Consider the following 15,027-nt stretch of genomic DNA (forward strand, 5'->3'; position numbering starts at 1 on the left):
TTGGCCATTTGTCTCTTACGTTGCATTTATCAATCTGCTTTTTGATACAGCAGCACCTCGCTGCTGCTTTTTTTATTTGCGATAAAGAACTGCCTCCCAGACTCGGGAAAATAGCCGAAACTTATACTGACAAACTATCGTCTCGTATATCGCGGTAAACTGACATCCCCCTCTTTCTCCACATGTTGGCATTCTTACGATATCCCATCCACTTTTCGCGGATAACGTTCTTTTTACCTGTGACAGCGTATTGACTACCAGGCTAGTATAGCGGCAGAAACGTCCCGATGTCTGGAATGAATGGCAAACAGTCTATAAGGTGATTGAATGGATACGACAGAAGAACTAAACGGAACCTACTTCTACCACGGACAATCGAACCTGTCAGCAGGTGAACTATTTGATGTAATTTTCCTTGAGCAATTTTGTGATGAACCTGGGATTGGCATTGAGTCAGGTGCTGCTATCCTCGCCGGGCAACCGTGGTTAAAAACCAGAACGAAACCGGGAGAGGCAATCAAAGGGACAAGTGTTATCTCCAGGTATGGGAGAATGCTTTTACGAAATGCACAAACTCCTTTCGGTATTAGAGTTCCTACACCCGTTGGTATAAGAATGCGAAAAACAAATAATCTTGCCGCAGTCATAGCACGATATGTTCCATGGTTAGGTTGGGTTGGTCTTGTGAATTCAATTTACCAGGTATCAAGGAGAACTCAGGCAAAATACAACCTAATAGCACGCCCTAAAGATCGTATACAATGGACATCCTTTTGATGGACACAATTCAGCAAGAGGTGTTAACACTCTTCCGTGAAGAGATTCCCGGATATTTAGACAGCAATTGGAAAGAAATCCCTTTAGAACTTGATTCTGATTTATTTGAAGCTCCAGGCGATGACCTACATGAAGCTTTGGATAAATTTGAAAAAAAATTTAATGTAGATTTATCACAAGTTAAATGGTCGTGTTATTTTCCTTGGGAGAATACTCCACTGCTTACACGATGGTTTAAATTAAAACGGGAAGATGTAGAACGAACTCGTAAGCCTTTAACAATCAGAATGTTTTCTGAATCAGCGAAAGCTGGGAAATGGCTTTATGATTAATGAAAAATATGTCGAATTAATCAGGAGTTAATTACTATGAATTTTGTTATTTGGCGCAGTATCATTAAACGATCAACCCCTTTCCTTGTTGCTGTCGTTTAAAACGCTTTATGCTACTTTATCTACATCTGGTAGGTTATGACAACATGAGGCTTTGTTGAATAATTCAGAATCGGCCAACGATAAGGATACAGGACTCCCACCGGAGCACTCGTTATACGAGCCTGACGCTGGTCGGCATTGCCAACAACGTCATCCAGGTCAGCGCTTTGACCATCGCCATCGCTTCACCCACCTGCGCGTCATAGTTCCGCTGGCTCAGATGACCGCCCAGCAAGGTTTTGATACGGAACATCGCTGTTTCCACTACTGAACGACGGTGATAGCCCACTTTCTTTTCCAGGCCTCATTGCTGCCGCTCCGATGTTGATTCGCCACCGCGTGGTTACGCTCATGGTACTACTTGTCCGGCCAGTATCGCGCACCGCTTCGTGGCGGGATTAGCGGCCTGATTTTTTTCCTCAATAACACATCATGGCAATAGCGCGTGTCATAAGCGCCGTCAGCCGAGGCTTCCCTGATTTTACAGTGAGTCTGGCTAATCAGCCCCGGCAGTGCCTGCGTATCCGTCGTGCCGCTGAGCGAGAAAGTATGCCTTTGCAATTAATCAGTAAAGTGTTGCGCGAGAAATCGTGCATCTTTCAAGCACATCGTCTACTTTAATTAACCGATTCATAAAATATATATTATCTATTCATTTCTAGCTTGTAGGCTATTTTAATAACTGTGTATTTTAAAGAATAAAAATTAATATCACCCTACTTCTTTGTTATAATACCAGCCTCCAAAATTGTGCTATAGGAACATCATGGAATTAATTCGTTATGCTGACATCAACAGCGATCTCTATCGCCACATTTGGGTCGTTGGTGATATTCATGGATGTTACTCCTTATTGTTAACCAGACTGGCTCAATTAAATTTCTCTCCTGATACCGATCTCTTGATCTCCACTGGAGATAACATTGATCGAGGAAAAGAAAACCTTGAAACACTGAGACTGTTAAATACCTCATGGTTTATTTCTGTAGTGGGTAATCATGAAGCTATGGCGCTTGACGCTTTTGAAACACAGGATGGCAATTTCTGGTATGTAAACGGTGGTTACTGGTACGACTCGGTCACCGAAAAAGACAGGCAAGAAGCCACTGAGCTATTACTAACTTTTAAGCAGCGTCCTCACATCATAGAGGTTGAAACGTCCTCAAAGAAGTACGTGATTGCCCATGCCGATTATCCAGATGACAGCTACGATTATGGGAAGCAAGTTGATATTGATGGCGTTCTATGGTCACGCGATCGTCTGCTTGGTTCGTTACAGGGGAATATCCATCCAATACGCGGTGCGGATACTTTCATCTTCGGCCATATGATTGTTGACTACACAACAACATTCGCCAATCAAATCTACATTGACACAGGTTCTTTCTGTTCAGGCAATCTGTCTTTTTTTAAAATAAAGTAATCTGGAAATAGAATTATATAATATCAACCCTCCCTGCATTATGGGCAATGATATAGCCTTCAATAAGTACCATTGCCCATTCGTAATAGCGTCTAAATTTCGCGTTTTTCTGCCCATTTCAGCATTAAGATCGCAGGCCAAAAAAACGAAGCCGTAATCCGACGCAGGTAGTTACTCGATCGCCTGAGACGAGTAAAGATCGCACAGCTCCAGATACCTAACGGAAGAAAGCGCAATAACCGTGGTGGCGAAATGGAGCGGCTTGCCTTCATGCAACACAATCTTGATTACAGTCTCGAGTTTGGAAGCATCCGCTCCCCTCTTAATTTTGTTGGGATTTCTCTTTGTTGCGAGCATGGTCTGAACTAATTGCCTGGCTACTTGCCTTGTTTCACCAATATTTGGAAAATCGAACACATTTCCAACTTTTACTTTCAAGACAGAACTTGGCTTCCTACCCTCACTGACATTACGATCTGACGAGGCTACTCTTCGCTGGATTACGTAGGTTTTTTTCGTCAAACTGGCTTTTACCCCGAAACCAGCAGGAGCTTCTCTGTGGTCATCGAAAACAATGTAGAGTTTTTGAGCTGGGTTAGCTTCGAAAACGATTTTTCCAGAGCGACTGAGTGCAGGCTTAACATTGATACTTAACTTGTTGATAATGAAAGGCTGGCTGAGAGTTGTTTTCAAAGTATCACCCCTGTTGTAGTCCAGGAATGATGAGAATGTAACCTGTCACATTTTAGGCTACAGGTGAGCTACAAATTTATGGGTTTATGTGAGTTTATAAGGGTTTTCCCCGGGGCCACATGAGCACTTGAAAGAATAAAAAACGAGTAAAATCAATATGAATGAGTCATTTGATAAGGACTTCTCCAACCACACACCGATGATGCAGCAGTATCTCAAGCTGAAAGCCCAGCATCCGGAGATCCTGCTCTTTTATCGTATGGGAGACTTTTACGAGCTGTTTTATGACGACGCAAAGCGTGCGTCGCAGTTGCTTGATATTTCGCTGACCAAACGCGGCGCATCGGCTGGCGAACCTATCCCTATGGCGGGTATCCCGCACCATGCCGTAGAAAACTACCTCGCGAAACTGGTCAATCAGGGCGAATCCGTCGCTATTTGCGAACAGATTGGCGATCCGGCCACCAGCAAAGGTCCCGTTGAACGTAAGGTCGTGCGTATCGTTACGCCTGGCACCATCAGCGATGAAGCCCTGTTACAGGAGCGTCAGGATAACCTGCTGGCGGCTATCTGGCAGGATGGTAAAGGCTACGGTTACGCCACGCTGGATATCAGCTCCGGGCGCTTTCGTCTGAGCGAACCCGCCGACCGTGAAACGATGGCCGCAGAGCTGCAGCGCACCAATCCCGCTGAACTGTTGTATGCCGAAGATTTTGCTGAAATGGCGTTAATAGAGGGACGCCGGGGTCTGCGCCGTCGCCCGTTGTGGGAGTTTGAGATTGATACCGCCCGCCAGCAGTTAAATCTGCAATTCGGTACGCGGGATCTGGTCGGTTTCGGCGTCGAAAATGCCTCGCGTGGATTATGTGCGGCAGGCTGCCTGTTACAGTACGTAAAAGATACCCAGCGCACCTCCCTGCCGCATATTCGTTCCATTACGATGGAACGCCAGCAGGACAGCATCATTATGGATGCCGCCACCCGCCGCAATCTGGAAATTACCCAGAACCTGGCCGGTGGTGTCGAAAATACCCTCGCCGCGGTGCTTGACTGTACCGTGACGCCAATGGGTAGCCGAATGCTTAAACGCTGGCTGCATATGCCGGTACGAAATACCGACATATTGCGTGAACGCCAGCAGACAATCGGCGCCTTGCAGGACACCGTCAGTGAACTGCAACCGGTGCTGCGTCAGGTCGGCGATCTGGAGCGTATCCTTGCGCGTCTGGCGCTGCGCACCGCGCGTCCGCGCGATCTCGCCCGAATGCGTCACGCCTTCCAGCAACTGCCAGAATTGCACGCTCAGCTTGAAACCGTTGACAGCGCGCCGGTACAGGCGTTGCGTAAAAAAATGGGCGATTTCGCCGAGCTGCGCGACCTCCTGGAACGCGCCATTATTGACGCGCCGCCGGTACTGGTCCGCGACGGCGGCGTTATTGCGCCCGGCTACCATGAAGAGCTGGACGAATGGCGCGCGCTGGCGGACGGCGCCACCGATTATCTCGATCGTCTGGAAATTCGCGAGCGCGAGCGTACCGGGCTGGATACGCTGAAAGTCGGCTATAACGCGGTACATGGTTATTACATTCAGATTAGCCGTGGTCAAAGCCATCTGGCGCCCATCAATTATGTGCGTCGCCAGACGCTGAAAAATGCCGAACGCTACATTATTCCTGAGCTAAAAGAGTACGAAGATAAAGTTCTGACCTCGAAAGGCAAAGCGCTGGCGCTGGAAAAACAGCTATATGACGAATTGTTTGATCTGCTGTTGCCGCATCTGGCCGATTTACAGCAGAGCGCCAACGCGCTGGCGGAGCTGGATGTGCTGGTTAACCTGGCCGAACGCGCCTGGACGCTGAATTACACCTGCCCGACATTTACCGATAAACCCGGTATCCGTATTACCGAAGGTCGCCATCCGGTGGTTGAACAGGTACTGAATGAGCCGTTTATTGCTAACCCTCTCAATCTGTCGCCGCAGCGCCGGATGTTGATCATTACTGGCCCCAATATGGGCGGTAAAAGTACCTATATGCGACAAACGGCATTGATCGCCCTGCTGGCCTATATCGGCAGTTACGTTCCGGCGCAAAACGTGGAAATCGGCCCCATCGACCGTATTTTTACCCGCGTCGGCGCAGCGGACGACCTGGCTTCCGGGCGTTCGACCTTTATGGTGGAGATGACCGAAACCGCGAACATTCTGCATAATGCCACAGAAAACAGTCTGGTATTGATGGATGAAATCGGGCGCGGTACCTCCACGTATGACGGGCTGTCGTTGGCCTGGGCCTGCGCGGAGAATCTCGCGAATAAGATTAAAGCGTTAACGCTGTTCGCTACCCACTACTTCGAGCTAACCCAATTACCGGAGAAAATGGAAGGCGTGGCGAACGTCCACCTGGATGCGCTGGAACACGGCGATACTATCGCGTTTATGCACAGCGTGCAGGACGGCGCGGCAAGTAAGAGCTATGGCCTGGCGGTCGCGGCGCTTGCGGGCGTCCCTAAAGAAGTCATCAAACGCGCGCGCCAAAAACTCCGCGAGCTGGAAAGCATCTCGCCCAATGCGGCGGCAACGCAGGTGGACGGCACGCAAATGTCGTTGCTTGCGGCCCCGGAGGAGACATCGCCTGCCGTTGAAGCGCTGGAGAATCTCGATCCGGACTCCCTGACGCCACGCCAGGCGCTGGAGTGGATCTATCGGCTGAAAAGTCTGGTGTAAACGTGTCGGGCCCGATAGCGCCGCGTTATCGGGCCCACGCGCCAGCACAGGCTTTTCAGGCTGTGACTGTCGTTTCGTGTAAATGACGCCAGACTATCCGTCCTCTTTCCCTTTTTAAAATGACCGTCGACCAGCGTACCGTCTCGGCCTGGCCCGGTAGTTGCTGGCGCTCACGATAACGCAGCGCGGCGCCTTCCGGCCACTCCGCCACAAGGTCAATGTGCTCAACCACGATAACCAGACCCGGGCGACACGCGCGCTGCGCCTGGAAAAAAGCGCCCAGCGCCGGATAATCCAGACAAACACCGCCTGGCGTTATCATCGTAAAATCAGCAGCGAAACGCGCTATCAACGCCTCCAGGCTACCCATCCCCTTACTAAGCCAGTTCTCAATCGCCGCATGGGCGTGAATAATTTCATCTTTATATGGATTCATGATCTTTCCTTTTTCAGGCACAGAAGCGCCTGTCTATTGTTTAGACAGACAGCGTAAATAAGGGGCAGCAGGGTGATACCGGCGGCGGCAATAAAGGTCCAGCGATAAGCAACCTCAAGCGACATAACGCGCTGGAGCGCGTTTAACAGCAGCGTCAACAGCGTCGCGCCAAGGAAAAAGCTGAGCTGACGATTAAGATTCCATAGCGCGCTGGCGTCAGGCATGTCCCGGCAAGCAATAGTCAGGAAAGCGCCACTCTGCGCGGTACTGCTGCACAAACTGCCGCCAGCGCCCATTAAGGCGAATATCATCATCAGTACACGGTGCGATGTCGCAGGCGTAACGTTAGTTAAAAGCAGTATCCCTGCGGCCTGAAGAAGACAGCCGACGATAATCAGCGGACGCGGCCCAAGCCGATTGAAGTAACGTCCGGTAAGCATAATGGCGACAAATGAAGCGATCGACCAGGGGAGCATCAGCGACCCCGCCGCCGCAGGCGATAACTGCGCGACGTTCTGTAGATAAAACATCCCGACCACGCTGATACCAATGAACATACCCGGCACACACAGATAGACGATCATGGCAAAACGCAGCAGCTTGTCCATCAACAACGGCAGATGGAGCAATCTTGCTGACGCCATTGTTGTCGAAGCGGCGTTCAGCCAACGATAAGCGAGCAATAAGGTAAGAACGGCCACCGGCAGCGTGGCAAAGAATATCCAGCGCCAGCCGTACGTTTCCACCAGCAGCCCGCCAATCGCAGGCGAACATGCCGGCGCCAGTAGCGCCACCATCATGACAACCGATGACACGCCAGCGCGTTCATGCGGTTTAAACTGTTGCCAGGTTAACGCCTGACCAACCGGGATCAATAAGCCACCGCCCACCCCCTGCACAATACGCCAGAAAACAAGGCTGTGTAAGGAATCGGCAAAACCTGCGGCAGCGGCGGCAACGCTAAACAGAATGAGCGAAAATATGATCAGCCGTCGTGCGCCGAGATAACGCGAAAGAAACGCGCTAAACGGAACGATCAGCGTTAATCCTGCGATATAACCATTACTCACCCATGCCAGCGCCGATATGGACGTATGCAGATCCACGGACATCGCAGGAAAAGCCACGCTGGCAATAAACAGATTAATCAGATCAAGAAAGAAGCCGAGCAGGTAAACCACTGCCACTTTACTGCGATACGTCATTATGCATCCTCCGTCAGAGGCGCTAATGTAGCCGTCCGGAGAAAGCCAGATAAGTCCGCGCTTCAACGATATACTGTCAAAATAATTTTGACAGTAAAGGAGCTCGCCATGCTCAATTTGCAGCGTATGTCGCTGTTTATCGCCGTGGTAGATAGCGGCAGCTTCACGGCCGCCGCCGCCGCATCGGGCCAAACAAAAGCGGTAGTGAGTTTTAATATTCGGCAGCTTGAAAAAGAGCTTGGCGTAACGTTACTGCTACGTTCCACCCGACGATTGACGCTCACAGACGCCGGCGTCCTCTTTTACCAAAAAGGCGTGAATTTACTCAATGCCGCGAAAAATTTGCAGGATGAAGTGCGTGCCAGCCATAGTGGGCTGGGCGGCGAGTTACGTATTACCACTACGCCCGAGTTTGGCGAACAGGTGGTCATTCCGGTACTGGCGCAGTTTAGTCAGCGCCATCCCGATCTCCGTATTCGGCATATGTCCTCATCACATCATGCCGATTTAATTGCCGAGCGCTTTGATGTGGCGATTCGGCTTGGCTCGCTGGCGGACTCCCGCTATCGCGCCGCGCTGATATCCCGCTTTACCATTCTGCCGGTCGCCGCGCCGCAGTGGCTCGCCCGCCACCCCGTGTCGTCGCTGGAGTCGTTGGCTCAGGCGGAATGGATTATTCATGAGCGATTACCTACGCCGCTACGGTGGACAGTAACGAATAATCATGGCCAACACTCACGCCTGGAGATAAGCAAAGCCGGCAAAATTTCTGTCGACAGCGCGCGCTCGCTGATGGCCTTCGCTCTCGCGGGAAGCGGCGTCGCATTACTGCCGCAATGGTTAGTCAACACCGCACTGGAGGATGGAACGTTAATTCACGTGTTACCCGACTATCATTTTCCCCGTCAGGGCATTTATGCCGTTTATCCGGACGCCCGCCATGTATCGACAAAAGTACGCGCATTTATTGATTTTTTACGTTCGCAATGGGATTGCGGGGAGCACGCCCCATCATTGTAGCCAGCCCGGGAGCATTGCGCTCCCGGACGGATAATACCGTCTTAATCCTTAACTACCAGCTTGTCTTTGATCCCCTGCGCCTGCCAACGCACCCACAGCATAATTGCCGCCAGAACGACAATCGGCAGTAACGGATCGAGCCAACTGCCGCCGGAACCGAACAGCAGGTTAATCAGCGCCACGCCGGTGCCGCCAATCGCCCAGGCAATGGTCGTCGGTACAGACCAAACCACCATCTGCTGTTTGACATCAGAGACGCCCATCATGCGGTTAACCACCCAGAACAGGCTATCGTTGAAGTAGCCGAAGAACAGCGACCCCATCGTTGCGGCCTGAGCGGCAAGCAACATATTGATGCCGGGGATCTGCGCCAGGATCGGCGCGGAAATCGAGGCGGCAGTGATCATCGCCACCGTCCCCGATCCCTGAATCAGGCGTACCAACGTCGCCACGATAAACGGGATCAGGATCGGCGAGATCGGCAGGTTGGCAACCTGCTCCGCCAGCTGTTGCCCCGCGCCGCTGTCGCGCAGGATCGCGCCCAATGCGCCGCCAGCGCCCGTGACCAGTAAGATAATCCCGGCGCTTTGCAAGCCCTCTTCCAGACGCTCTGCGGTGGTATGTTTATCCATGCGCGGCACCAGCGTATACACCGCCAGCAGAACGCTGATGGCCAACGCGATCACCGGACTTCCCACAAAGTTGATTGCCTGTACCACCGGATGCGTCGCCAGGCCGGACCATCCTTCTACAGTGGCGAGGGTGGAACAGATAGCCTTCAGGAAGATCAGCACGATCGGCACCACAATAGGCAGCAGAGAGAGCGTCAGGCTCGGCAGATCCTTTTGCTCTTTCTCTTTATTGTACTGCTCCAGCGCGGCATTGACTTCATCGGCGTTCAGCGTGCGCGGCACGAAATCAGGGTAGCGTTTATCCAGCCACTGCGCATAGAACACAATGCCGATCACACAGGGCACCGCCAGCGCCATCCCGGTCAATAACATTGCGCCGATGTCGACGTTAAAAATCCCGGCTACCCCCAGCGGGCCTGGCGTCGGAGGTACCGTATGGTGAGTGACCACCAGCCCGCCCGCCAGCGCGACGCCCAGCGTCAGTAGCGAACGTTTACCGCTTTTCGCCAGCGCTTTCGCCACCGGATAAAGAATGACAAAAGCGGAATCGACGAAAATGGGAATGCTGACAATATAACCCGTGATCGCCAGCGCCCACTCTTCACGGCGTTTCCCCAGCCATTTGATAAAGCTCCAGGCGATACGCTCCGCCGCGCCGGAAACCTCCAGCAAGCGCCCCATCATTACGCCGAGACCAATCACCAGGCCAATGCTGCCCAGCGTCGTACCGAATCCGCTGGTGATGACAGAGAGCGTTTTATCAATGCCCATTCCCCCCAACAGACCGGCGATACAGGCCGCCGCCAGCATCGCGATCAGCGCATGAACACGGGTGCGTAACACCAGCCATACCAGAACGAAAACGGCAACGATCAGGCCGATAATTGGGGTCGGTAAACTTGTCATGACCTCCCCTCCATATCATCTTGTCGAAAGCGTTCGATAATGTCATCGAAGCGTTTATCGGCGACAAAACCTAACGCCAGCGCACGCTGGTTATCGATACGTCCCGGCCAGGAGGCGACAATTTTCTCGACGCCTTCGTCGCGCTGATGCGTAACCCGATCGCGCGCCGCCTGACCGCCCGCCTGACGCAACGTTTCCAGCATCTCGCCCACGGTTACGCTGATCCCCGGTAAGTTGATGCTGCTCGCCTCGCCAGGCGCGGGTAACGTTGCGGCCAGCGACAGGTTATGGATCACCGTCGCCGGGCTGGAAATCCACAGCCGCAAACTTTCCGATACCGGGCAGATGGTCGTCTCGCCCTGCAACGGTTCACGAATAATCGCGCTGACAAAAGAAGAAGCGGCGCGGTTTGGTTTACCCGGGCGAACACAGATCGTCGGCAAACGCAGCGCCAGCCCATCCACATAGCCTTTGCGGGTATAGTCGTTGACCAACAGTTCACAGGCGGCCTTCTGCGCGCCATAAGACGAGCGCGGCGTGAGCGCGGTGGTATCGGTGACGCATTCCGGCAGCGTACCGCCATAAACGGCAAGCGAGCTGGAGAAGACAAAACGAATTTTCTGCGGTTGTCGACGACACGCCTCAAGTAACTGGCGGGTAAGATCCAGGTTAACTTTCCATCCCAGATCGAAATCGTCTTCCGCATGACTGCTGACAATCGCAGCGAGATGATAAACAACAGAGGTATTAGCGGTAATCACATTCTCCAGCACGCCCGACTGGGTTAAGTCAGCCTCCAGGCAGCGTAAACGAGGAGAATCTGATAACCGTGCAGGCATTTTTAAATCAACAAGAAGCAGTTCGTTAAACGCCAGCGATGAGTTTAATAAGGCGCTTGCGAGTTTCTGGCCTAAAAAGCCGCCCCCGCCGGTAATGATAATCTGCATCCGGATGTCCTCTTTATTGTTGTGTAGGGTAGTTCAGGGTTAGCGCCAGGCGTTAAACCAGCCAAGCCCGTCCTGAGTGGTATTCCGTGGTTGGTATTCGCAGCCTATCCAGCCGCGATAACCGACGTCATCGAACAGCCGGAACAGCCACGGGTAGTTGATCTCGCCATCATCCGGTTCATGTCTGTCCGGTAGCGAAGCGATTTGTACATGGGCATAGCGGCCCGCGTACTCGCGAATCAGGTGACTCAAATTGCCATCCACTTTTTGCGCGTGGAAAGTGTCGAGCTGGATGAATACATTCGGGCGGTTAACCTCTTCTGCGATGCCCAGCGCCTGATATTGGCTGGAAAAGAGGTAGCCGGGTTTAACGCCGGGACTCAGCGCTTCGATCAAAATACGTTTATCGTGGGCGGCAAACCGGTCGGCGGCATAACGCAAATTATCGATAAACGTGGCGCGATAACGTGCGCCATCAGCGCCATCCGGCACTACGCCCGCCATGATGTGAACCTGCTCACATTCCAGCGCCAGAGCGTATTCCAGAGCCAGATCGATATCGGCGCGCGCGTCGTGTTCGCGCCCCGGTAGCGCGGCGCGTCCCCACTCGCCCGCCGCGGTATCGCCCGCCGAAGTATTAAACAGCGCCAGCGTCAGATCATGACGCGATAGCTGGGCTTTAATCTCGCTGGCGGCAAAGTCGTAGGGGAACAGAAACTCAACGGCCTGAAAACCGGCTTCGGCAGCGGCGGCAAAACGCTCGATAAACGGCACTTCGGTAAACATCATCGACAAATTGGCGGCAAAACGCGGCATCGGGTTATCTCCTTAACTGCGCAATTTCTTCGGTGGTTAAATAACGAATCGGGCGTTCGCCAAGGATAAAAATCAGCTTTGCCGTCTCTTCCAGCTCCTCGGTATTATTAGCGGCTTCCTGCAAATTCTCCCCGCACACGACCGGCCCATGATTAGCCAGTAAAAAGGCCTGATGCCGGGCCGCCAGCGCAGCCAAATCGCGGGCAATTCGGTCATCCCCCGGGCGATAGTAGGGAACCAGCGGAATGTCTCCCATCCGCATCACCACATAGGGGGTAAACGGGCGAATCACATTTTGCGGGTCCAGCCCTTCGAGACAGGAAAGCGCCGTTGACCAGGTGCTGTGCAGATGTACCACGGCCTTGCAGCAAGGGTTATTGCGATACAATGCCAGATGAAAACGCACCTCTTTAGACGGTTTATCGCCGCTGAGCCATTCGCCCTGCGGGTCCACTTTGGATAGCCGCTGCGGGTCGAGATTACCCAGACACGAACCGGTGGGCGTCGCCAGAATATTGCCGTCCGGCAGTAACAGCGAGAGGTTGCCTGCCGAGCCGGTGGCATAGCCGCGCTGGAAAAACGAGGCGGCTATCCTGACCATCTCTTCTCGCAAAGCGTGCTCTTCTTTTGCCAGTGTCGTCATATCTGAAACTCCCTTTGAGCGCGGATGAAAAAGGATTCATCGCCAAAATTGCCTGACTTTAGCGCCAGTGAGACTGGCGCATGGAGCGCGTTGACCCACGGCACGCCGGGTGAAATGCACGGTCCAATGTGAAAACCGGTAATACCGAGGCTTTGCGTCACCACGCCCGAGGTTTCGCCGCCCGCCACGATAAACCGGGTGATACCGCCTTCCGCTAAGCGAGCGGCCAGCAGGGAAAAGAGCGCCTCTACCGCATGGCTGGCTTCGGTAGCGCCATATTGCTGCTGGATGGCGGCCAGCGCCTGCGTGGAGGCGGTGGCGCTAATCATTGGCGCCAGTTCGCTGTCCTGACTGAGCACCCACTGCGCCAGCGCTTCAGCGTAGGCCTCGCGCGTCTCGGATGACAGGCAGCGCGCCACGTCAACGTCGCGTGTGGGAGAATGTTGTCGATAGAAGGCCACCTGCTGATTCGTCATTTGCGAACAGGAACCGGAAAGCACCACCGCACGACCGCTCAGCGGATAGCCTGCGGAACGGGCCTGAGACGCGCCGCGCTTCGCCCACTGACGCGCCAACCCCATTGCCAGCCCGGAACCGCCAGTCACCAGCGGGGCATCACGCAAAACCTCGCCCTGGATTTCCAGGTGTCGCTCATTGAGCGCGTCAAGTACCGCGTAGCGATATCCTTCCTGCTGTAAACGCGACAGCGCCGCACGGGTCGCGGCAACGCCTTCATCAAGCGTCTGAGCCGGAATAACGCCGCAGCGCCCTTGCGCCTGCGCTTCCATCAGACGCGGCAGGTAGCTGTCGGTCATCGGATTGATAGGGTGGTGGCGCATACCGGACTCCGCCAGCAAGTGGTTCATGACAAACAGATAGCCCTGATAAACCGTGCGTCCGTTAACCGGCAGCGCGGGAGAAATCACGGTAAATGAGGTATCCAGCGCCACCATCAGCGCATCGGTGACCGGGCCGATATTGCCTTCGGCGGTACTATCGAAAGTCGAGCAATATTTGAAATAGACTTGCTGGCAGCCCTGTTTTTTCAGCCATACCAGCGCCGCCAGCGATTGTTTTATCGCCTCTTGCGCCGGGCATGAGCGGGTTTTCAGGCTGATAACCACCGCGTCGCACCCTTCCGGTTGCGTCCCGGTTGGGACATCATTGATCTGCACTGTCGGCATCCCGTTTTCGACCAGAAAACTGGCGATGTCGGTCGCGCCGGTAAAATCGTCGGCAATGACGCCAATTTTTAACATGACGGCTCCTCAGGCGTGACGCCAGGCAGAGTAATCCCTGAGAAAATTTTGATCACAGCGCTGTCATCCTCTTTGCCATAACCGGCGTTACTGGCGCTGGTGAACATATTTAACGCCGTAGAGGCCAGCGGTAAGGGGAAGCGCAGCGCTTTCGCCGTGTCGGCAACCAGCCCCAAATCTTTGACAAAAATGTCGACGGCCGAACGCGGGGTATAGTCGCCATCAACGACATGCTGCATACGGTTTTCGAACATCCAGGAGTTTCCGGCGGCATGGGTCACGACGTCATACATCACGTCCAGAGGAATACCGGCCCGCGCGGCCAGCGCCATCGCTTCGGCCGCCGCCGCAATATGCACGCCAGCCAGCAGTTGATGAATAATTTTGACGGTTGAGCCTGCGCCCGGCGTATCGCTGATGCGATAAACGTTGCTGGCAACGGCGTCCAGCACGGGCTTCAGGCGGGTAAACGCCGCCTCGCTCCCGGAGGCCATCACCGTCATTTCGCCCTGCGCCGCTTTTACCGCGCCGCCGGAAACCGGCGCATCCAGCATATTAAGATTCAATGCCGTCAACGCCGCGGCGATCTCTTGCGCGTCGGCGCTTGAGATCGTAGACGAAACCATCACCGCGCTTCCGGGTTTCATCAGATGGGCGACGCCATCCTCACCGAATAACACCTGTCTGACCTGGGCGGCATTGACGACCAGAATGACTAACGCATCCACGACGCCGGCGAACTCCCTGGCGCTGGCGGCAGCCCCACAAGCCCCTTCAGCGAGAAGATTCGCGCACGCTTGCGGGTTAAGATCGGCCCCCCATGTGGAAAGCCCGGCGCGCAGGCATGAACGCGCAGCGCCCATTCCCATTGAGCCAAGCCCCACAATGCCGACATGAAAATCAGTTCCTGTTGTCATTATCACTCCATGTTAATTTACGTGATATTATGTTTTGTTATGTGAATATAGGCGTTTTTGTAAACAATTGCGGTGAGTTGTTTCACAAAAAATAACAAAATGTGTTATTTTTTGTGAAGGCAATCCTCATAGAACTTCACACGCTGTGACGAGAAATCGCGTAAAATCGCGACAGGACTAAAGAAAGGAGCAGA

The 15,027-nt window shown here is 53.5% G+C and carries 14 protein-coding genes and 2 pseudogenes; 6 read left to right on the top strand and 10 right to left on the bottom strand.

Annotated features, from left to right (window positions below):
- Window positions 1–327 precede the first annotated feature (327 nt).
- The 3 genes and pseudogenes from J4614_RS13550 to J4614_RS13560 all read left to right on the top strand — a co-directional run.
- Window positions 328–777, top strand: a complete 450-nt coding sequence (locus J4614_RS13550; RefSeq protein WP_000381614.1) for an STM2901 family protein — start codon at window positions 328–330, stop codon at window positions 775–777.
- Complete coding sequence (locus J4614_RS13555) at window positions 762–1,109, top strand: DUF1493 family protein (RefSeq protein WP_001543246.1); 348 nt, start codon at window positions 762–764, stop codon at window positions 1,107–1,109. Before J4614_RS13550 ends, J4614_RS13555 begins: the two co-directional genes overlap by 16 nt.
- A 49-nt stretch (window positions 1,110–1,158) precedes the next feature.
- Window positions 1,159–1,251 (top strand): annotated as a pseudogene (locus tag J4614_RS13560) (GNAT family N-acetyltransferase); the annotation flags it as partial.
- Between the two features lie 72 nt (window positions 1,252–1,323).
- On the opposite strand, the pseudogene J4614_RS13565 reads toward J4614_RS13560, so the two are convergent.
- A pseudogene (locus tag J4614_RS13565) lies at window positions 1,324–1,754 on the bottom strand (transposase); the annotation flags it as partial.
- Window positions 1,755–1,977: 223 nt separating this feature from the next.
- Between J4614_RS13565 and pphB the strand changes: the two are divergent.
- Window positions 1,978–2,634, top strand: coding sequence for a protein-serine/threonine phosphatase (pphB, locus tag J4614_RS13570; protein ID WP_023262722.1), 657 nt, complete (start codon window positions 1,978–1,980; stop codon window positions 2,632–2,634).
- Window positions 2,635–2,805: 171 nt separating this feature from the next.
- Here the strand turns inward: pphB and J4614_RS13575 are convergent, their stop codons facing one another.
- Entirely contained in the window at window positions 2,806–3,327 is a 522-nt protein-coding gene (locus tag J4614_RS13575) for a cytoplasmic protein (RefSeq protein ID WP_208293207.1), read from the bottom strand.
- Between the two features lie 157 nt (window positions 3,328–3,484).
- Between J4614_RS13575 and mutS the strand changes: the two genes are divergently transcribed.
- A complete protein-coding gene (gene mutS / locus J4614_RS13580) occupies window positions 3,485–6,052 on the top strand; it encodes a DNA mismatch repair protein MutS (RefSeq protein ID WP_001005807.1) in 2,568 nt (855 codons plus the stop codon).
- Between the two features lie 55 nt (window positions 6,053–6,107).
- Here the strand turns inward: mutS and J4614_RS13585 are convergent, their stop codons facing one another.
- The gene (locus J4614_RS13585) at window positions 6,108–6,488 is read right to left on the bottom strand and encodes a DUF4440 domain-containing protein (protein WP_001070458.1); all 381 of its coding nucleotides are present in this window, start codon (window positions 6,486–6,488) and stop codon (window positions 6,108–6,110) included.
- On the bottom strand, window positions 6,485–7,693 hold the full coding sequence (locus tag J4614_RS13590; protein ID WP_208293208.1) for an MFS transporter: 1,209 nt from the start codon (window positions 7,691–7,693) through the stop codon (window positions 6,485–6,487). The genes J4614_RS13585 and J4614_RS13590 overlap by 4 nt, the downstream gene beginning before the upstream one ends.
- Before the next feature lie 87 nt (window positions 7,694–7,780).
- Between J4614_RS13590 and J4614_RS13595 the strand changes: the two genes are divergently transcribed.
- A complete protein-coding gene (locus J4614_RS13595) occupies window positions 7,781–8,713 on the top strand; it encodes a LysR family transcriptional regulator (RefSeq protein ID WP_000216305.1) in 933 nt (310 codons plus the stop codon).
- 41 nt (window positions 8,714–8,754) lie between these two features.
- On the opposite strand, the gene J4614_RS13600 is transcribed toward J4614_RS13595, so the two are convergent.
- From J4614_RS13600 to ltnD, 6 genes are read right to left on the bottom strand one after another with little or no spacing between them, the layout of a single operon-like run.
- Window positions 8,755–10,251, bottom strand: coding sequence for a gluconate:H+ symporter (locus J4614_RS13600; protein ID WP_000202725.1), 1,497 nt, complete (start codon window positions 10,249–10,251; stop codon window positions 8,755–8,757).
- On the bottom strand, window positions 10,248–11,198 hold the full coding sequence (gene denD / locus J4614_RS13605; protein ID WP_208293209.1) for a D-erythronate dehydrogenase: 951 nt from the start codon (window positions 11,196–11,198) through the stop codon (window positions 10,248–10,250). The genes J4614_RS13600 and denD overlap by 4 nt, the downstream gene beginning before the upstream one ends.
- A gap of 39 nt (window positions 11,199–11,237) precedes the next feature.
- Window positions 11,238–12,014 (bottom strand): HPr family phosphocarrier protein, encoded by a 777-nt coding sequence (locus J4614_RS13610; protein ID WP_001136896.1) that lies wholly within the window; start codon window positions 12,012–12,014, stop codon window positions 11,238–11,240.
- Between the two features lie 4 nt (window positions 12,015–12,018).
- Entirely contained in the window at window positions 12,019–12,657 is a 639-nt protein-coding gene (locus tag J4614_RS13615) for an aldolase (RefSeq protein WP_000209068.1), read from the bottom strand.
- Window positions 12,654–13,916 (bottom strand): 3-oxo-tetronate kinase, encoded by a 1,263-nt coding sequence (otnK, locus tag J4614_RS13620; RefSeq protein ID WP_208293210.1) that lies wholly within the window; start codon window positions 13,914–13,916, stop codon window positions 12,654–12,656. The genes J4614_RS13615 and otnK overlap by 4 nt, the downstream gene beginning before the upstream one ends.
- Window positions 13,910–14,833, bottom strand: a complete 924-nt coding sequence (gene ltnD / locus J4614_RS13625; RefSeq protein WP_000206958.1) for an L-threonate dehydrogenase — start codon at window positions 14,831–14,833, stop codon at window positions 13,910–13,912. Before ltnD ends, otnK begins: the two co-directional genes overlap by 7 nt.
- Between the last annotated feature and the right edge of the window lie 194 nt (window positions 14,834–15,027).

Origin of the sequence: Salmonella sp. 32031103-2018-00083-FB-01-SM-01, assembly GCF_017571995.1 — a bacterium.
Taxonomy (GTDB): domain Bacteria; phylum Pseudomonadota; class Gammaproteobacteria; order Enterobacterales; family Enterobacteriaceae; genus Salmonella; species Salmonella enterica.